The following is a 19,250-nucleotide window of genomic DNA, read 5'->3' on the forward strand; positions in this document are numbered from 1 at the left end:
GCACAGCTGGCGACATCCTTGTCGCCTTTCACGATAATATGTGCTGATGAGGCCTCCACTGTTTGGATTTTTTCTATTTATTATGAATATCGTTCTCTTAGATTCGCGCCAAACTGAATCGGAATTTTGGTCCATTAGCGCCAAGCGTCAGCTGGAACATTTACAGGCTCATTTACAGATTAAGGTTGGCGATACTTTAAAAGTTGGCATTCGAAACAAAAAGCGTTATGTGACAGAAGTTGTAGAGATCTCTGAAACAGTTGTACGTATAAAACCCTTATATAAAGAGCCTGTACCAGCCAAACTTCCAGTGACTTTAATTGTCGCGATGCCACGTCCTAAAGTTCTACGTCGTTTGATGATGGATGCGGTGACTTTAGGGGTTGAAAAAATCATTTTGCTGCACAGCTATCGGGTCGATAAAAGTTATTGGCAAAGCCCTTTTCTACAACAGCTGGATCACTACATAACTTTGGGTCTTGAGCAGGCAGGCGATACCGTTGCACCTCCCATTGAAATCTATAAGCGCTTTAAGCCTTTTGTGGAAGACATTTTACCCAGCATGATTTCAACAGATTGTCCTGCTTATGTGGCACATCCTTATAGCGTGATGCAAATGCCCAGTACTATTCAGCATCCGTGTACGGTGGTGATTGGGCCAGAAGGCGGATTTATTCCCTATGAAATTGAACTGCTTGTAAAAAACGGCTGCCAAGCGATGAGCTTAGGCAACCGTATTATTCGCACTGAAACCGTGATCCCTTATGTTTTAGGACGCTTATTTAGCGGCTGAGGTTTCTGTCGGGTAGCTTTCATTTTTTGCGACGCGAACCTCTTGGACTGGGTATGGAATAGAAATTCCTTGTTCAGCAAAGGCCTGAACCACATATTCTTGTACTGAACTGATCGAGCCAGATACCGTCGTTTCTGTGGTGTTGACCCACCATTGGACTTTGAGGTTCACTGAAAAATCTGCAAGTGCAGCGACGTTCACACTAAAACCCGGCTGACTTAAAATGGTCGTATCTCGGTCTAAAATGCCTAAAATAATATCTTTGGCTTTTTTGATGTCATCTTCATAACCAATACCAACCAAGAATTCACAGCGACGACGTGGATAGGCGGTATTAACTGTGACCGCACTGGTATACACAGTCGCATTGGGAATCACGATACGGCGACCATCTGGCGCACGTAAGTAAGTGGCACGAATTTGAATATCTTCAACGTTGCCTTCCATACCCGAGACAATAATGTCATCGCCAATCTTAAATGGTTCACCCAGCAAAATCAGGATTCCTGAAAGTAGGTTTTGGAAGATGTCTTTAAATGCAAAACCAATCGCAACCGAGCCAATCCCCAAAGCACTCATCAGTTGTCCGGGTGTGAAACCTGGAATCGCAATCACCATGGCAATCAGGAAGCCAATAAAGACGATGGCCGAACTCCCGACACGGTTCAGGACAAGGACAAGGTTTTGCTTGGTATAAGATCGATCAGACAGTGCTTTACGAACAAAAAGTTTAAACAGTTTGGAGAGAAAATAAAAAATGATGAAGGTAATCAGCGCAATACAAAAATAAGGCATACGCTCCCAAAAACTATCGACAAATTTGTCGATGGTGGAATAGGCATCATTATATTTTGCTGTATGTGCAATTACACTTTGGGTGGTTTTCGCTGTCGCGTCATGTAGCATCTCTGACGTACCTTGAGCAACCTCGCTCAAGGTATGGGTTTGTTCTGACACTGGTGCTCCAATCGCTGAAAATTTGGCATATTTTGCCTGAAAATTGTGTGTATTTAATAGAGAAAAGCGTATGAAATTATCGCATTCTGAGTGATTGATAAACGGATAAAAATCTATCTGTCTGTTTTTTAAATGCTTGATTTTTTGAATCAAGGTGCTGAGCAATGCTCCTATGTATGAAATAGCACAGCCTGAAGTGTAACAATATTCTTAAAAAGCCTAGCTGGAGCGACTTTACGGAGTTCGACGTTGTTCATGTTACGGATTAAACACAGGATCTCATTGAAAGATCACTATAAAATGTGTTTTAAATTGTAGAAATAATATACGACCAAAGCCGTGTTGATCTGTTTAAAAAACAATCGTCATACTGTGGTTATGCAGTCCAATAATAAACCAATAACTGTGGCATGAACTCTCGCGATGAGAGTCAGAATATAAGGAAGTATGATATGAAAGAAGTCTATCCTGTACCTGCAGAATTTGAAAAAACTGCGCGCACCAATGAACAAGAATATTTTGAACGCTATCAAAAATCGATAGAACAACCTGACGAGTATTGGGCTGAACAAGCGTTGAAGCTAGATTGGATCAAGCCTTTTAGCCAAGTTAAAAACACCAGTTATGATAAAGACAATTTTAAAATTGAATGGTTTGCAGATGGTCAACTGAACTTAAGCGCCAACTGTCTTGATCGACATTTAAAAGAGCATCCGTATAAACCTGCCATTATTTGGGAAGGTGACCATCCGTCGCGCCATAAAATCATTTCCTTTGCTGAACTGTATGACGAAGTGTGTCGTTTTGCCAATGTTTTGAAAAAGCATGGCGTGGTGAAGGGTGATCGTGTGGTGCTGTATATGCCAATGATTTCAGAAGCGGCCATTTCGATGTTGGCCTGTGCCCGAATCGGTGCCGTGCATTGTGTGGTGTTTGGTGGCTTTTCACCTGACTCATTGGCGAGTCGAATTGAGGACAGTCAAGCCAAAATTGTGATTACCGCAGACTCTGGAATGCGCGGGGGTAAACCGATTCCGCTGAAAGAAAATGTAGATGCGGCATTGAGTCTCCCCGGTACAGACTCGGTACAAAACGTGATTGTGGTACATCGGACAGGTAATCCGATCACGCTGAAAGAAGGGCGTGACTTGTGGTATCACATGGAAATCATGACCGTCAACGAGATTTGTCCACCTGAAGCGATGAATGCCGAAGATCCCCTATTTATTTTATATACCTCAGGTTCAACCGGTAAGCCTAAAGGCGTGCTGCATACCACCGGGGGTTATTTAACCTATGTGAATAGTACCTTCCGTGAAGTATTCGACTTAAAACAAGATGATGTATTTTGGTGTACCGCCGATGTGGGCTGGATTACGGGGCACTCGTATGTGCTGTATGGACCCTTGTCGAATGGAACCACAACAGTGATGTTTGAGGGGATTCCACAGTATCCAAGTTGGGCACGTACAGGCCATATTGTCGACAAACACAATGTGACGATTTTATATACGGCTCCGACAGCGATCCGCGCCATGATGCGAGAAGGGGATGCCTTTGTCCGTGAGAGTGACCGTAGCAGTTTACGTTTGATTGGTTCCGTTGGAGAGCCGATCAACCCAGAAGCATGGAATTGGTACTATACGGTAGTGGGAGAAAGCCGTTGCCCAGTGGTGGATACATGGTGGCAAACCGAAACAGGCGGAATTTTGATTTCTCCTCTTCCGGGTGCGACCCCACTCAAACCCGGGTCTGCAACGCGTCCTTTGTTTGGGATTCAACCTGCTTTGGTCGATGCTGAAGGCAACGAGTTAGAAGGTGAGGCTGAAGGCAATCTGGTGATTAAGGATTCATGGCCGGGACAAATGCGAACCATTTGGGGGGACCCTGAGCGGTTTATCGAAGCGTATTTTGCAACCTATCCAGGCACATATTTCACGGGGGATGGTGCTCGTCGTGATAAAGATGGTTACTACTGGATTACAGGACGGGTGGATGATGTACTGAATGTGTCAGGGCACCGCTTAGGCACGGCTGAAGTGGAAAGTGCTTTGGTGGCACATGAGGCGGTTGCTGAGGCTGCCGTAGTAGGAATGCCACATGAGATCAAAGGGCAGGGAATTTGTTCTTTTGTCACTTTACAAGCAGGCACAGCGCAAACGGAAGAGCTCCGTGCAGAGCTGATTCAGTGGGTAAGAAAGGTGTTAGGTCCTGTGGCAACACCAGATGCCTTACATTGGGCACCATCTTTACCGAAAACACGTTCAGGTAAAATTATGCGCCGTATTTTAAGAAAAATTGCGGCGAACGAGTTAGATAGTTTGGGTGATACATCGACGCTGGCTGAACCGCAAGTGGTCGAAGTGTTGATTAAAGAAGTATATCCAAACGGATAAAATCAACCTAAAAAATACCGTCTTAAGCAGACGGTATTTTTATTTTGACATATTGATGGAATACGTCGGATTGCTGTATACAAATTTGTAAGTACGAGACGTTTAGAAATTAAATAGTTCTAACGCTGATGGATGCTTTCTAAGGTATCCACCATCGTCCGTGTCATCTGATCAATTTCATAATTGACCGCATCGCCGACTTGTACCGATGCCCACGTGGTCAGACGCAAAGTTTCAGGAATCAAATCAACTGAAATTTCATGGCTGTTACGATCAACACGGTTGACGGTGAGGCTACAACCATTCAGACCAATAAAACCTTTTAAGAAAAAGTATTTGATATTGCCTTCTGGAATCTGAAGATCCACATGCAGAGTCTCGCCGTGACGGCTCAGTTGCTTTACTGTAGCCGTTCCTTCGATATGTCCATACAAGTTATGCCCCCCATTTTCCATTCCAATTTTGGCTGAACGTTCGATATTTACCTCATCCCCTGTCTGTAAAGTGCCTAAAGTAGTCAGGCGTCGAGTCAAATCTGAGACATCAAAATGGACTTGATTGGCGGTAAGATCAATATGCGTCGCAGTTAAGCAGGTGCCGTTAATAGCTACACTTGCACCGATGAAGACATCGTGAAAAAAGTTGTGAGTATTTGAAACCACAAGGGTGCTAAAACCGTCGCCTTGACGGACATCTAGAATTTTTTCTAAGCCTTGAACGATACCTGTGTACATCATAAGTCTTCCTAATTCGGGGTTTATGTTTAATGTAAATCATCTATCACTTGATGTGGCATTATTTTGAATCGAGATGCGCTAAAGCTGTATCTTTGATGGGATTCCGCCGCCAATAATAGGGCCGCAAAAATCGGAGCAACAGACGTAATGGCGTCATCCATACGATGCGACTATGGCGACGCTTATTCTCTAAAATGCGTTGAGCCAAATAGCGACAGACCACTTCGGGAGGATCGATAATAAACAAAAAAAGCCGTTTCATTTTGTTCCAGTGCTGAACATGGCCATTTTGCCATGCGGACACCAGTAGGTCGGTTGCTACCATTCCGGGACTGAGCGTTCCGACTTGAATGTGGGTCTGTTTGGTTTCTTTAAACAGGGCTTGATTAAAGTAACCTACGGCACGTTTGGTGGTAGCATAGGTCGTCATGCCTGCACTCCATTCACCGCGAGTACCCCAACCTTCCATATTGAAAATTTGACCATAGCCTTGTGCCAGCATGCCGTTTAAGGCCACTTGTGAGCCGAACATACTGCCTAGAATATTGGTTTGAACCACAGTTTGTATGTCTGCTGCTGCGAGATCTTTAAAGTCTAGTGTCGCTGTACAACTGCCTGCATTATTAATCCAAATCTGAACAGAACCAAAGTGCTGAATGGCTTCATCCCAAAGCGTTTGTAATTCATGGATCTGCGTGACATCACACGTGACGGCATGAATCAGCACAGCGGGAAAACGATGCCGTAGCTGTTGCAGGGTGTGCTGCAAATCTGTGCTATTTCGACTAGATATTACTACGGCTTGTTGCTGTTCCAAGAAGGCTTGAGCTAAACCCAAGCCGATACCTTTAGAACTGCCTGTAATGACGATGCAACCTGATTTTGAATTCATATGGCTCTTTTACTTTGTACACTAAAGGAAGTCGCTTTTTGACTGTGAAGCATACAATAACAAATGGATAGACTGATCATTGCAAGGTTCATAACCACAGGATTAAAAGCACGAATGAGACTGTCGGGTATTAGGAAAGTGACCAGTGCGAATAAAAACACTAGGCTGAAAATACTGAGATAATGCAGATATTTACTGGAATTAAAGAGGAACAATAAAGCAAAAACACACTCAAGCACACCTGAGCCCTGACCTGCCAGTTGGGCCTGTGTGTAGGAAAATCCAAAAGTTTGCCAAATGGCAATCTCATCGGGATTGATAAAAAGAATTTTAGGAATTAGGCCTTGATAGCCCCATAAAAAGGCCAAAGAGAGATTGATGAATTTCAAGAGTGGGTTGTTGTTCATATCAAGGGGGTATTTTTTACTTTGTACGGATTATACACCAATAAAAAAACCCTCAAGCCGAGCCTCGAGGGAAGAATAGAGTCACCTATCATTATTATTTTTTAGTTCGTGTCTGCTGCTTACCGAGCTAAGCAGATTTGGCAGTCTCAACGGATTGCTGCTGAGCTTCCAACTCACGAACCAATGGCAACACTTTGGCACCGAAGTATTCAACCTCTTCGATAAAATGTAAAAAACCTGAAAGGATTAAATCCACACCAACAGCTTTTAATTCCACAATACGTTCGGCAATTTGGTGTGGTGTACCAATCAAATTGGTTTTAAAGCCATCATTGTATTGAACCAAATCTTCAAAGGTCGATTTGGCCCAGTTGCCTTCACCTTCAAGTGTTGCTGCTCCCGCTTCACGGGTAGCCTCACCAAAGGCATGTACCGCTTGAATATTGGCTTTATCAATAATTTCTTGCAGAACCGTTTTCGCTTCTTCCTCGGTATCTCGTGCAATAATGAAAGCATTCATCCCAATTTTGACCTGATGGCCATTCTGTTGTGCTTTTGCACGAATATCATCAATCTGTTTTTTGAGTTCATCCGGTGTATTGCCATTGGTAAAATACCAGTCTGAAACCCGTGCAGCCATATCCCTTGCAGCGCGTGAACTGCCGCCTTGGAAAATTTCAATATGCGGATTTTGCACAGGTTTGGGTGACAAGGTGTAGTCTTTGAACTGGTAATATTTTCCATCGAAATTATAGTTGTCTTGGGTCCAAACGCCTTTTAATGCACGAATAAATTCTTCCGAGCGGGCATAGCGTTGGTCATGTTCAGGCCATGCTTCACCAATGGCATCAAATTCTCCTCGAAACCAACCACTAACCACATTAATCGCAATACGTCCTTGGGTTAAGTGATCGATGGTTGCAAGCTGTTTTGCGGCAAGCACGGGTTTCCACGGGCCAGGTAGAATAGCAGCAATGACTTTGAGTTTGCTGGTTTTGGCTAAGATACCGTGACTAAAGCTGACCGACTCATGTTGGTTTTCTGCGTTATAACCCGCAGTAAAACGAATCTGAGTCAGGGCATAGTCAAAGCCATTCTTTTCCGCAGTCTGTGCTAAACGGACGTTATAGTCATAGCTCCAATCTGTGCGTTGCTCAATATTACTTACCACTAAGCCACCGCTGACATTGGGAACCCAATAAGCAAACGTAATATTTTTATTCTGTTGTGACATGTGAAAACCCTCTCCATGCTTCTTGCGTTAAGCGACCTGTGGTTTGGCTTTTTTCTGATGCAAGCGAGACTCGGCTGCATCTAAATTTGGGACCGCTGCTGAAGGCAGTACATCGTCTTGTTCGATTTGCGTGTTGATACCCAAGTTCTGATTGGCAAGTTGGGTCTTTTCTTTCACCACTTCTGCACGCTGACCTTTGGCAGGTGCCCATTCTAAGATGGGTAAAGCACGAGCTACGGCAAGAGTAATGCGATCTCGTAATAATTCACTGTGGATGGTATACGCGGGTGTAAAGTCTTTGTCTGTTGCATAGACGCCAATGGGTAACGTTTGCGCTTGGAAGAAACTAAATAGTGGGCGAAGTTGATGCTCCAGTACCAACGCATGACGCTCACTGCCGCCTGAGGCTGCAAGTAGTACCGGTACATCGACCAGCGCCGTTTGCTCAACAAAGTCGAAAAAGTGTTTGAATAAACCAGTAAATGAAGCACGGTAAACTGGCGTTCCAACAATCAAGGCATCGGCAGCTTCGACCGCGGCTAAGTCATCTTGCACACGTTGTGGCAGTTGGTTGCGGTAAATCGCACCACCGAGTAGATGTCCAATTTCGCTGAATTTAATGAAATGTACATGGATTGGGGTTGCTTCCCCCAGTTCATTTAATATTCCTTGTACTAGCGCCTCAGTTTTAGACGGGGCATTTAAACCGCCTGACACAGCGACAATATTGAGTGGTTTTTGCAGTAAAGTAGACATAAGGACAGCCCTAAAGTGTTCTATCTCGGAATGGGCTTATTTATCTAATATCTACATTTGGTCTGTAAAATAAAGAAATAGCGTTAGGTTATCTGATTTTAAGATATATCTGCTGAGCCTGAAAAAGGTTGCTGAAATTTTTATTAAGTGGTTGTATTTTTTATATATATTTAAAATAAATAACCTTTTTCGATGTGCTGATAAATTTTATATCAAAATGTGATTAGTTATTTATATTTCAATATCGACTTGGAATTGAGGCTATTTTTCTGAATAAAGCGTGATAAAGTGAAAAAAAGTTAGACTTTGCATATCCTTATCGGCACTTGTATGGTTAGAATAGTCAAGACTAGTGCACTCGAAATCTCTCGTTGCTTATGAATATATTAATCGTTGATGACCATCCGCTGTTTCGCCATGCGTTAATCCAAGCTGTTCGTTATAGCTTACCGCAAGCTCAAATTCATGAAACAGCCGCAGTAAACGAGTTTTATGAACGCCTTGAAAAAGGTCCTGAACCTGATTTGGTGCTATTGGACTTAAACTTACCAGGTGCTTCAGGTTTTTCTGCATTGGTACACGTTCGTGCCCAGTATCCATCATTACCGATTATTGTCGTTTCAGCGCATGAAGAGACGTCGATCATTCAGCGTTCAATTGCGCATGGTGCGATGGGGTATATTCCAAAGTCGGCACATCCAAGTCATATTGGCGAAGCAATTCGCGAAGTCTTAGATGGTGAAATTTGGTTGCCGCCAAATTTACCCGCTAACATGAATTTTGACCCCCGTGCTGCCGATGAAACTGCACTGGCTGAGCGAATTCAATCCTTAACACCGCAGCAGTTCCGTGTTTTGATGATGGTGGCAGAAGGTTTGCTGAATAAGCAGATTGCCTATGAACTCGATGTTTCAGAAGCGACGATTAAAGCGCACGTGACTGCGATTTTCCGTAAGCTCGGGGTACAAAACCGAACTCAAGCGGTCCTTGCGATCAATGCTTTAAATATTGAAGAAAAACGCATGTAAGCTGATTTATTGAATTAAAAAAAGCGCTGAATCATCAGCGCTTTTTTTTTGGTTTTGAGTTTAAGCCAAGCAGTTTTGTTTACTGGTGACATCGGTACAAAATAAAGGATTTAAAGCACATTGCAAGTCATCAATTTGCTCTTCAGACACATAGCCCTGTTGTTTCAAATAAGCGGCAACACGGTCATCACGCAGACTTAAAAAGGCCGCATCATACACGCCAAGATCGACAAATAAAGCCGCTGTTTCCAAGCTGTTGAAACGGTCTAAGTAGATTTCGTTGTCATACATCAGGAAAATATGGTCTTGTGCCCGTTGCGTATCAATACTTAAACGATCCGCCAAGACTTGTGGTGGTGTTTTAATAAAGAGCAAATCTGACAGTTGGTCAAACTGGGTGGTATCGAGTTGATCCTGATCGGTTTTGACTTTACCGAGCCATGCTTTAAACACCAATACTGCGCCGCCGCGAAGGAGCATACTCCAAATTTGATGGCGTACATCTTCACTGAGTGCACTGGATTCGGTTTCCAATGCCAGCAAGAAAGGGGCTTCTTGTTGCTGAAGTTTTTCAAATAGACCTAAGCCGTGCGGTTGGTAAGCCGCAGGTCGAAACACATCAAAGTCGAGTTGTTCAAACACTTGTAATGCGAGGGGAATGGCGGTGTGATACAGCGTATCTAAGGCCTGAACATGAGTTTCGCTGAGTTTACTTTGCTTAAAGAGTTCGACCCAGTCAATACTGGGTAAAAAGGCATTGGCACTATACTGACGCAGAAATTGTTGCGATTGATCTGAGCCATGTGGCATTGCTTTAGAAATGTTCATCATAAAACTCCAAGAGAAGGATGATCAGTTTCTTCAGCGAAGGAAGGGATATATAGGTATAAAAACTGATCTTTTCTTAGTCCTAGTTATCTGCCAATCCCCGTTGGAGATGAATACGACTAAAGTCGTATTTTGTGTTTTTATTTATATTTAGTTTAAATAAAACAAATGCTTGAAAAATTGTAACTAAGTATACAAGTGTTCACTAATGTAACTGGTGTATTTTGCCATAGTAAAAATAGATGTGTAATTTTTAGTCAATATTATTGGGCTTCAAAGAGCTGCAAATGAGCACTTTGGTCGAAACCTTTAAAACTTTAGTCACTTTGCCATGTATACAGAGCCTAAAAAAGACAAAACCCAAGTCAAGTGACTTGAGTTTTGTGAGTAAATGTAGTGAATTTATTCAGGATTTGAAATTTTTAAACCTGATAACCATGCTCGTAAAGAAGCGGGTTTTAATGGTTTTTTCAACAGCACGATATTCATATCTTTGACGCGTTGTGGCAGTTCAGGATCTGAGTCTGCGGTAATCAAAGCGACGGGGACATTTTCTTGACGATTGGCCAAAATAAAGTCCAAGCCAATTTTGTCATGGTTTAAGTGCTGATCGACCAACCAGACCTGAATGTTTTCTTGCTGAATCATCTCAAAAGCCTGTTCAGGTTCAGTTGCCTTAAACACTTGATAGCCCCATTTGGTCAGTAAAGTCGACATCCCTTCTAAAATGGTTTCGTCATTGTCCAAGCATAAAATCTTATAGGCTTTGGTTTTGAGTGGTACCGCTTGTACAGGCGCTGCTACGACTTTTGGTGGGTCAATGATTGGTACTTCAATCATAAAGCATGACCCTTTGCCATACTCTGAATAGACATGCACTGGGTAGTCGAGCAGGCTGGTCATCCGTTGTACGATGGCTAAGCCCAAGCCAAGCCCTTGCTCACCCCACGGTGAGGTATGGCCACAGCGCTCGAACTCTTGGAATAGTTTGATTCGTTGTTCTTCTGCAATCCCGGGTCCTGTATCCCAAACTCCAATTCGAATATGGCGTGGTTTATGCGTGGAGCGGAGTACACCCACTACCACTTTGCCTTTGGCAGTATAGCGTAGGGCATTACTGACAAAGTTCTGAATAATTCGGCGAATCCACTGTGGGTCGGTATCTATCCAGAACTGAGCATCATGTACGCTGAAACGAATACCACGCTGTGCGGCAATGGATTTAAACTGCAATTCGAGGTCATTGAGTAAATCATGCAGCGGATAAGCCTGACGGTTCGGTTGAATGGTGCCACCTTCAAGACGGGCAATATCCAACAGGGCAGATAACATACTTTCTGCACCGTGTAAGGCTCGATCAAGCTGTTGTAGCGTTTTACGGTCTTCTTCGCTTTGTACGCTTTGTTCTAAAGCCGTACTGAACAGACGCGCAGCATGCATCGGTTGCAATAAGTCATGACTGGCCGCGGCAATAAAGCGGCTTTTCGACATATTGGCTTTGTCGGCTTGTTCACGCGCCAGTTGTTGTTCAGTCAATGCATCTGCTAGCTGTTGAGTTCGATCTTGGACACGCGCCTCCAGCATGGCTTCATTTTCACGGAAGGCGGTAATGTCGGCAAAGGTGGTGACAAAGCCACCACCTTCAATCGGGTTACCGCGCATTTGAATGACACGACCATCTTTACGAATGCGTTCAAATTCATGTGCGCTACCGACTTGCATCCAGTGCATCCGTTTACGCACATGTTCTTCGACTGAACCTGGGCCACATTCGCCGCGCTCTGCGTTATACCGAATCAAATCGGAAATCGGACAACCGACATAGACAATGTCTTTTGGATAATCAAACAGTTTTAAATATTGGTTATTCCATGCCACCAAACACATATTTTCATCGACCACACTCACCCCTTGGGTCATGTGGTCAATCATGGTCATGATCAGGTTTTGATTAAAACGTTGCCACTGTGAGGCTTGGTCTAGAATGTTTGCTACTTGCCCCAAAGCGAGGCCATTGTTGACCATTGCGGTGGTGAGCAGGGTACGTGCCGATGCAGCGCCAATAGTGCCTGCCAAATATTGTTCGGTAAAGCGCCACCACATACCGTTGGCATTGCTGTTTTCATTCAGCACCACATTGTTTTGGTCACAGAACTGTTGGAAAGCGCGCATGGTTGCGCCATCGCCTGTAATCCGTTTGGCTAAGGTAATTAAATCACCAACTTTTAAACGTGCAACATCGTGATGAATGTAATTGATGTCTGTAGACGTGCTCTGTGTCGGCAGTGGCTTAGTTTCATAATAGAAAAAGCTTTCTGCTTGAATTTGTTCGGCCACGCTGGGGCGGAAAATTCGGGAAATCCAAATGTATAAAATAATATTCAGACCGAGCGCCCATACCACCCCATGAGTGAGTGCGGCAAAGGATTCAAAACCGAGCAGGGCTTCAGGGCGTAACCAGTTAATCCCCATTGGCCCGACATTAAGAAAACTTTCGGTAAAGTGTGAATATTCAGCAGGTAAACTACGCAGTACAGTGGGTAACAGCAGGGTGTAGGCCCACATACCAAAACCAGCCAATAAACCTGCATAGACACCTTGTTTACTACCGCCACGCCAGTACAGACCACCAATAAGGGCTGGTGAGAACTGAGCCACCGCACTAAAGGCCAACAAGCCAAAAACTGAAAGTTGGTCAATATCATTGAAAAAATGGAAGAACAAAAAGCCCAATAACATGACGGCTAAAATACAGACCCGACGGGTAAATTTAAGCACCAAGGGTAAGCGTTTATCGTGGCGGGACAGTAAATTGGTACGCCACAAGGCAGGCATGATTAAGTCATTACTGAGCATGATCGACAGGGCCACTGAAGACACCAACAGCATACCCGTAGAGGCAGAAAAGCCACCTAAAAAGGCCAATAGGGTTAACCAATCTTGGCCATAACTTAAGGGTAAAGACAAAACCGCGACATCGGGGATCGCTAAGTAACCTGGCGTTGCATGCAGTGCCCAACTGGCAATCGGGATAATAGCAATGATAGTTAAAACTAAATAAACTGCGAACCAGCGACGTGCCCCACGAATATGTTTTTCATCACGTAATTCGACCACAGCGACGTGAAACTGACGCGGTAAGCAAATGATCGCGAGTCCAGCCAACAAGGTTTGAATCCAAAATGTATCAGGTACACCAATCAGTTGTACCTGATGGAAAGTTTCAGCAACATCCTTAGAGATTTGATGGATATTTTCAGGTGCAGCAAACACGAAAAAGAGCGCGACACACAGCAAAGCAAACAGTTTGACAAAAGACTCGAAGGCAACCGCCAACATCAGACCACCATGTTGTTCTGTATTGGCAATCTGTCTAGTCCCGAAAATCATGGCTAAAATGGCCAAAATACCGGTGAGGAATAGCACACCGTTGGTGGTCGAGGCGATGCTGCCTGCGGTAGGTTCTAAAATCACCGCGGCACTGAGTGCAATGGCACGTAGCTGTAGGGCAAGGTAAGGGATAATCGCAATGACGGCGAGGATGGTCACCATTGAGGCCAAAGGCCCACTTTTACCATAGCGTGCAGCGACAAAATCGGCAATTGATGAAATAGCATGATGCTGACGAACGCGGCCTAAACGACGCCAAATGTCATAGCCCAGTGCGACGAAAAGTAGTGGGCCAAGGTAGATCGGCAGAAAGATAATGCCTTCACGAACTGCTGCACCTGTTGCGCCATAAAAGGTCCAAGATGAACAGTAGACCCCTAAAGTTAAACTAAACAATAGCATGCGCCCACGCGTGCTCAGGCGGCTGGCGTGTTTCTCACCAAAAAAGGCGCAGATAAAGAGTAAGACGATATAGAGGGCCAATACCCCAATAATGAGCCAGCTGTTCATTTTACCTAAAGTTTTTCCATCATCTCGGCCATCATAGCGCATCTCGGATAGAGGCTGATGAGCTTGTTTAAAATTTACAGACCAAAGTCTAAATTACAACCAATACAGAAGCTTGCTACTTTAGCAAATGTAATAATTCGAATTAAAAAATTGTATCTACGGTTGGATACAGACAGGAGTATGGTTATGGATGAGAGACAAGTAGAACAGATTCTACAAAATCCCAAATTCAAGGAAATGGTTAGTCGTAAAAGTAAACTGAGCTGGACACTGACAACCATTATGTTGGTTGTATACGTTGGTTTCATGTTGTTGGTCGGCTACAACAAAGAATTTTTGATGACTTCAGTTAGTGGTGGCGTGACCACGATTGGCATGCCATTGGGTCTAAGCATTATTGTATTGTCTTTCCTTTTATGTGGTGTGTATTCGTATATTTCGAATAACAAACTCGACACATTAAATGAAGAAGCAATGCGTGAAGTTGAAGCCATTGCGCAAGAGAAAGGACAGCACTAATGAAATGGAATTCATTGAAAGCGCTTGCAGTCGCTGCTACAGCACTGTTGGCTTCAAGCCTCGCACTTGCAGGCCCAGATTTGGGTGAGGCTCAACAACAAGCGACAAACTGGCATGCCATTATCATGTTCGGTATCTTTGTCGGATTTACTTTGCTCATCACCAAATGGGCAGCAAAACAAACCACCAACACGGCTGACTTCTACACAGCGGGTGGCGGGATCTCAGGTTTCCAAAATGGTTTAGCGATTGCGGGTGACTATATGTCCGCAGCATCATTCTTGGGTATTTCCGCAATGGTTTTCAGTTCAGGCTTCGACGGCTTGCTGTATTCATTGGGTTTCATGGTCGGCTGGCCAATCGTATTGTTCTTGGTGGCTGAACGTCTACGTAACTTAGGTAAGTTCAACTTATCTGACGTAGTGTCATTCCGTTTAGCAGAAAAACCAGTACGTACGCTTGCAGCAGTGAGTTCATTGGTGGTTGTTGCATTCTATCTGATCGCTCAGATGGTGGGTGCAGGTCAGCTGATCAAACTGTTATTTGGTTTGAACTACAACATTGCTGTTGTGATCGTTGGCCTCCTGATGATGGCTTATGTAATCTTCGGTGGAATGTTGGCAACAACTTGGGTACAGATTATTAAAGCTGTGATGCTTTTGTCTGGCGCGACATTCATGGCTTTCATGGTGATGAAAGGCGTGGGCTTCAGCTTCTCTGAAATGTTCTCACAATCAATTGCGGTATTCTCTAAAGTACATGACGTATCTTTAACTGAAGCAGCAAACATCATGGGCCCTGGTAAACTGGCGGCAAACCCGATTGATGCGATCTCTCTAGGTCTTGCATTGATGTTCGGTACAGCAGGTCTGCCACACATCTTGATGCGTTTCTTCACTGTAAAAGATGCAAAAGAAGCACGTAAATCAGTGGTTGTTGCAACAGGTTTCATTGGTTACTTCTACTTATTAACCTTCATCATCGGTTTTGGTGCGATCCTTTATGTATCGAACAACCCACAATTCCTTGATGTAGCGAAAATGGCAGTAACTGGCAAGCTAGAGCTTGTTGGTGGTAACAACATGGCAGCGGTTCACTTGTCTGATGCATTGGGCGGTGACTTGTTCATGGGCTTCATTTCAGCGGTTGCATTCGCAACAATTCTTGCGGTAGTTGCTGGTTTGACCTTGTCTGGTGCTTCAGCAATTTCACATGACTTGTATGCAAACGTATTCAAGAAAGGTCAAACAACACCTGAATCTGAACTTCGTATGTCTAAAATCGCGACTTTAGGTCTTGCTATTTTTGCGATGATTTTAGGAATTCTGTTCGAGAAACAAAACGTTGCCTTTATGGTGGGTCTAGCATTCTCTGTAGCTGCATGTGCAAACTTCCCAGTGCTTGTACTGTCAATGTTCTGGAAAGGTTTAACCACGCGTGGTGCGGTGATTGGTGGTGTAGTGGGTCTAGCGACTGCAGTAGTACTCATTGTCTTGTCTAAAGCCGTTTGGGTAGATACATTCGCAATCTCTGAAACGCCAGTAAATCCATTCAATGGCCCAGCGATCTTTGCAATGCCATTGGCGTTCTTCTGCTGCTGGTTGTTCTCTGTGACTGATAACTCAGCACGTGCACAAGCAGAACGTAAGGCATTTGATGCGCAGTATGTACGCTCACAAACAGGTATTGGTATCTCAGGTGCTTCAGATCACTAATCTGAACCTGAACTAAAAAAAGCCCCATTGATTGGGGCTTTTTTTATGGTGTTGAATATCCTAATTGTGTTCGTTTTGAATACTGAAAGACCTAGATTGTGGCATTCACTGCTCAAGCAGTACTCAAATTGTTGGGCAAAATGAATCGACCGACACGAATAAAAAGCATCGGCTTCAGTGTCTATTCGTGCTAAGTTAAAACAGCGAGAACAAGAACCAATCAAACTGGCTTTAAAAAAACAGGCTGCATATGCAAGTATTTGTCGAATTTTGGAAAGGCTTACGTCTACTGCCATCAGCATGGTTACTGCTGTTGCAATTTATTATGCTAATTTTGGCGCTTTTGAGCGGCCATAGCCTGTCCTTACGTGTATTGGTTTGGGGCTTAGGTGTTTTGGTCCTGTTACTCATTGCCAAGGTCATCCGCCAAACTCCCGTGTTTACCATCCTCGGCTTGAGTTTTGTTGGTGGGGCATTGTTCTTTTCCTTACTGATTTTGCTGGGTGCGCGAGATCCAATACTGTTAGTGATTAGTCATGCTTTTGAGGCGATGGCCTATTTTATTGCGGCCTATGGATTGCTGCGCTATATGTTTGCAGACCGTTATTTGACCAAAGATGAGCTATTTGCTGCCGGGGCAGTGTTTACCCTTATCGCATGGGGTTTTGCCTTTTTATATAGCATTTGCCAGATTTTAGAACCCAATAGCTTTTTAAATCCTAATGTGGCGGGCGCACAGTCATGGCTCGATTTATTATTTTTAAGCTTTAGTTTGCAGTCGGCGACAGGTTTGTCCGATCTAATGCCACTAACACCGCTGGCTCGTATGATCGCGATGTTACAAATGTTTTGTGGGGTGATGTATTTGGCTTTAGTCGTCTCACGCTTGATTGCCTTGCAGTATATTCAGCATCGACCCAATGATCATAAAGAAAATTAAACTGTTACAGGATTCGCACTGCCTTATTTTTAAACATAAACTATGATAAAACAGAATTGTTAAATTTTAAGCTATTCATTCTTCAGGTTTTATTAGACTCGTCTAGTTAACCATTTTGGTTATATCTTTGTACTAAAAATAATTTTCTGGGGGAATTATGCCTTCCATAAAGCCATCGCTGTTTGCAAACATCAAACGGAATGTATTTCTCAGCACTGTCCTGATTCTAGTGCTTTTTCTGGCCTTAATTCTTTTTGACCCAAGTGGTTTTGAGGCTTTAACCAAACATTTAAATCAATGGATTATTGATTCATTTAGCTGGTTTTATGTTTTAGCCGTCGCGTTATTTCTGATCCTGCTGATCTTTATTGCGCTCTCCGATATGGGGAAAATCAAACTCGGTCCTGATCATAGTCTGCCTGAATATAGCAGTGGTTCTTGGTTTGCTATGCTGTTTACCGCAGGGATGGGAATTGGTTTGATGTTCTTCGGAGTCGCTGAACCCGTGATGCACTATGTCAACCCGCCCACGGGAGACGGGCAAACCGTGGATGCCGCACAACAAGCCATGCGAATCACCTTTTTCCACTGGGGATTACATGCATGGGCTATTTATGCACTTGTGGGCTTGTCACTGGCCTATTTTTCTTTCCGACATAATTTGCCTTTAAAAGTTCGCTCTGCTTTATATCCTTTGGTGGGCAAAAAAATCTATGGTGCAACGGGAGATGCGGTTGATACCTTTGCAACCTTAGGCACCATTTTCGGGGTTGCTACCACACTTGGTTTTGGGGTGACCCAAATTAATTCGGGACTGAATTATCTTTTTGGCATTCAGCAAAGTATTGGCATTCAGGTCGGGCTAATCATTTTTGTCACTTTTTTAGCTTCGCTCTCAGTCGGTTTTGGTTTGGACAAAGGCATTAAACGGCTGTCTGAATTGAACTTGGTGCTGGCAGTGGTTTTACTGTTATTTGTGTTTTTTGCCAGTTCTTCTATTTATATCTTACAAACCAGCATTCAAAACGCAGGGCAATATGTATCTAATCTGTTCACGATGACCTTCAACCTCTATGCCTACCAACCTAATGGTTGGATTGGTGGTTGGACCATTATGTATTGGGCGTGGTGGATTTCGTGGTCGCCTTTTGTGGGAATGTTCATTGCCCGAGTGTCTAAAGGTCGAACCATTCGCGAGTTCATTGTCGGAGTGTTGTTCATTCCTACAGGCTTTACCCTAATTTGGATGGGCTTCATGGGGAATGCAGCGCTGTTCAGTATTATTCAAGATGGGCACACTTCGTTAATCTCAGCGGTACAACAAGATTCATCCGTCGCACTGTTTGAATTTTTAACTCATTTACCTTTCTCTGAAATATCGAGCCTGATTGCGACTGTTCTGGTGGTGCTATTCTTTGTGACTTCAGCCGACTCAGGCTCATTGGTAATTGATTACTTAACCGCAGAAACAGAAAATTCACCCTTATGGCAAAGGCTATTTTGGACCATTTTGATTGCGTTACTGTCGATTATCTTACTGATGGCAGGCGGACTTTCGGCCTTACAATCGGCCACAATTATGAGTGCCTTGCCCTTTACTTTGATTATGTTACTGGTCTGTTGGGGCTTAGTGAAAGCACTGCGTTTGGATGTCACCAAAATGCGTGCACTACAAGATGCGCGAATCACGCCACGTGCGATTCAAAATCCACGCAGTTGGCAACAGCGTCTAGGTCTGATTATGCATTATCCGCATACTCAGTCTGAGGTTGAAGAATTCATTGGTCAGCAAGTACAACATGCATTTTCAGCGGTGCAAAAGGAATTTCAGCGCCGTCAGCTAGATGTAACCATTCAACCGATTGAGCATGGCTTGCAGTTACGCGTAGACCACCATAATGAAATTAACTTCATCTATCAGGTGGTTGCACGTGAAACCCAGCCTCCTAGTTTTATGGCGGATAGACTGGAGGAACAGCAGTTTTATCAAGCTGAAGTTTTCTTAAGAGAAGGTGGGCAGAATTATGATGTGATGGATTGGACTTTAGAAGATCTACTGCAAGATATTATTGACCAGTACGAACGTCATTTACATTTCTTAAATTTAGTCAGAGCCACAAACTAAAAAAAGGACGCTTAAAGCGTCCT

Annotated in this window: 15 protein-coding genes; 7 read left to right on the top strand and 8 right to left on the bottom strand. The window is 43.8% G+C overall.

Annotated features, from left to right (window positions below; genetic code table 11):
• Positions 1-82: 82 nt before the first annotated feature.
• Complete coding sequence (locus ACG9ZB_RS03885; protein WP_419324261.1) at positions 83-793, top strand: 16S rRNA (uracil(1498)-N(3))-methyltransferase; 711 nt, start codon at positions 83-85, stop codon at positions 791-793.
• On the opposite strand, the gene ACG9ZB_RS03890 is transcribed toward ACG9ZB_RS03885, so the two are convergent.
• Positions 779-1,750, bottom strand: coding sequence for a mechanosensitive ion channel family protein (locus ACG9ZB_RS03890; protein ID WP_419324262.1), 972 nt, complete (start codon positions 1,748-1,750; stop codon positions 779-781). The two genes, ACG9ZB_RS03885 and ACG9ZB_RS03890, sit on opposite strands and share 15 nt — an antisense overlap.
• Positions 1,751-2,202: 452 nt before the next feature.
• On the opposite strand from ACG9ZB_RS03890, the gene acs reads away from it, so the two are divergent.
• The gene (gene acs, locus ACG9ZB_RS03895; protein ID WP_279733462.1) at positions 2,203-4,146 is read left to right on the top strand and encodes an acetate--CoA ligase; all 1,944 of its coding nucleotides are present in this window, start codon (positions 2,203-2,205) and stop codon (positions 4,144-4,146) included.
• 119 nt (positions 4,147-4,265) lie between these two features.
• Here the strand turns inward: acs and ACG9ZB_RS03900 are convergent, their stop codons facing one another.
• The 5 genes from ACG9ZB_RS03900 to msuE all read right to left on the bottom strand — a co-directional run bounded on the left by ACG9ZB_RS03900 (position 4,266) and on the right by msuE (position 8,172).
• Positions 4,266-4,880: a riboflavin synthase subunit alpha gene (locus tag ACG9ZB_RS03900; RefSeq protein WP_419324518.1), complete on the bottom strand. Its 615-nt coding sequence runs from the start codon at positions 4,878-4,880 to the stop codon at positions 4,266-4,268.
• 61 nt (positions 4,881-4,941) lie between these two features.
• A complete protein-coding gene (locus tag ACG9ZB_RS03905; protein WP_419324264.1) occupies positions 4,942-5,775 on the bottom strand; it encodes an SDR family NAD(P)-dependent oxidoreductase in 834 nt (277 codons plus the stop codon).
• A complete protein-coding gene (locus ACG9ZB_RS03910) occupies positions 5,772-6,182 on the bottom strand; it encodes a DoxX-like family protein (protein WP_419324266.1) in 411 nt (136 codons plus the stop codon). The genes ACG9ZB_RS03905 and ACG9ZB_RS03910 overlap by 4 nt, the downstream gene beginning before the upstream one ends.
• 127 nt (positions 6,183-6,309) lie before the next feature.
• A complete protein-coding gene (gene sfnG, locus ACG9ZB_RS03915; RefSeq protein WP_419324268.1) occupies positions 6,310-7,416 on the bottom strand; it encodes a dimethylsulfone monooxygenase SfnG in 1,107 nt (368 codons plus the stop codon).
• Between the two features lie 27 nt (positions 7,417-7,443).
• Positions 7,444-8,172, bottom strand: coding sequence for an FMN reductase (gene msuE / locus ACG9ZB_RS03920; RefSeq protein WP_419324270.1), 729 nt, complete (start codon positions 8,170-8,172; stop codon positions 7,444-7,446).
• 377 nt (positions 8,173-8,549) lie between these two features.
• On the opposite strand from msuE, the gene ACG9ZB_RS03925 reads away from it, so the two are divergent.
• Positions 8,550-9,200 carry a response regulator gene (locus tag ACG9ZB_RS03925; protein WP_004691689.1) on the top strand — a complete coding sequence of 217 codons (651 nt, stop codon included), beginning with the start codon at positions 8,550-8,552 and terminating at the stop codon, positions 9,198-9,200.
• Between the two features lie 60 nt (positions 9,201-9,260).
• Here the strand turns inward: ACG9ZB_RS03925 and ACG9ZB_RS03930 are convergent, their stop codons facing one another.
• A complete protein-coding gene (locus ACG9ZB_RS03930) occupies positions 9,261-10,028 on the bottom strand; it encodes a hypothetical protein (RefSeq protein ID WP_419324520.1) in 768 nt (255 codons plus the stop codon).
• 402 nt (positions 10,029-10,430) lie between these two features.
• Complete coding sequence (locus ACG9ZB_RS03935; RefSeq protein ID WP_419324522.1) at positions 10,431-13,928, bottom strand: PAS-domain containing protein; 3,498 nt, start codon at positions 13,926-13,928, stop codon at positions 10,431-10,433.
• A gap of 186 nt (positions 13,929-14,114) precedes the next feature.
• Here ACG9ZB_RS03935 and ACG9ZB_RS03940 point away from each other — a divergent pair, with 186 nt between their 5' ends.
• The 4 genes from ACG9ZB_RS03940 to ACG9ZB_RS03955 all read left to right on the top strand — a co-directional run bounded on the left by ACG9ZB_RS03940 (position 14,115) and on the right by ACG9ZB_RS03955 (position 19,227).
• Positions 14,115-14,447 carry a DUF485 domain-containing protein gene (locus tag ACG9ZB_RS03940; protein ID WP_333654201.1) on the top strand — a complete coding sequence of 111 codons (333 nt, stop codon included), beginning with the start codon at positions 14,115-14,117 and terminating at the stop codon, positions 14,445-14,447.
• Positions 14,447-16,162: a cation acetate symporter gene (locus ACG9ZB_RS03945; RefSeq protein WP_419324272.1), complete on the top strand. Its 1,716-nt coding sequence runs from the start codon at positions 14,447-14,449 to the stop codon at positions 16,160-16,162. The genes ACG9ZB_RS03940 and ACG9ZB_RS03945 overlap by 1 nt, the downstream gene beginning before the upstream one ends.
• A 250-nt stretch (positions 16,163-16,412) precedes the next feature.
• The gene (locus tag ACG9ZB_RS03950; RefSeq protein WP_419324274.1) at positions 16,413-17,102 is read left to right on the top strand and encodes an ion channel; all 690 of its coding nucleotides are present in this window, start codon (positions 16,413-16,415) and stop codon (positions 17,100-17,102) included.
• Positions 17,103-17,259: 157 nt separating this feature from the next.
• Entirely contained in the window at positions 17,260-19,227 is a 1,968-nt protein-coding gene (locus ACG9ZB_RS03955) for a BCCT family transporter (protein WP_419324276.1), read from the top strand.
• Positions 19,228-19,250: the final 23 nt, after the last annotated feature.

Source organism: Acinetobacter johnsonii (genome assembly GCF_048551975.1).
Classification (GTDB): Bacteria; Pseudomonadota; Gammaproteobacteria; order Pseudomonadales; family Moraxellaceae; genus Acinetobacter; species Acinetobacter johnsonii_A.